The 546-nt window shown below is 65.8% G+C and carries 2 protein-coding genes; both read right to left on the reverse strand.

Annotated elements, in window-relative coordinates:
• Positions 1–220 (reverse strand): ATP-binding cassette domain-containing protein (locus PKE79_RS16770; RefSeq protein ID WP_271174801.1); only part of this gene is annotated, 220 nt, incomplete at its 3' end.
• The coding region (locus tag PKE79_RS16775; RefSeq protein ID WP_271174802.1) for an iron chelate uptake ABC transporter family permease subunit at positions 217–546 on the reverse strand (330 nt) is incomplete at its 5' end. The genes PKE79_RS16770 and PKE79_RS16775, both read right to left, overlap by 4 nt.

The raw sequence follows: 546 nt of genomic DNA on the forward strand, positions 1-546 counted from the left end.
ACTGCTGGATCTGCGCGCCGTCGAGCCAGACGTGGCCGCTGGCGGGCGTCATCAGGCGACTGAGGGTGCGCAATAGCGTCGACTTGCCGCAGCCGTTGGGGCCGATAATGGCGGTGAAGTGACCGTCAGGGATGGTCACGTTCAGCGACTCGGCGATGGTCTTGTTCACGTAGGCCAGGGTTAACTGCTCGCCGCGCAAACGGGAGGGGACAGCACTCATTTTTTGCGGGACTCCTGAATCAACAATGCAATAAGGTAAATACCGCCGAGGCTGACGGTTAACACGCCAACCGGCAGCTGCCACGGCATAAACAGCCGTTGGGCGCCGTAATCGGCCAGCGCCAGCAGCAGCGCGCCGCACAGGGCCGACTGGGTCAGTCCCCAGCGGGCCGTGCCGCTCAGGCGGCGGGCGATATGCGGCGCCACCAGCGCGATAAATGAGATCGGCCCGGCCAGCGCCGTCGAGGCGGCGGTGAGCACCACCGCCACCAGCATCAGCAGCAGGCGCGAACGCTCGACCTGCACCCCCAGCGCGCAGGCAGTATC

Source organism: Microbacterium barkeri (genome assembly GCF_027921765.1).
GTDB classification, from domain to species: Bacteria; Actinomycetota; Actinomycetes; order Actinomycetales; family Microbacteriaceae; genus Microbacterium; species Microbacterium barkeri.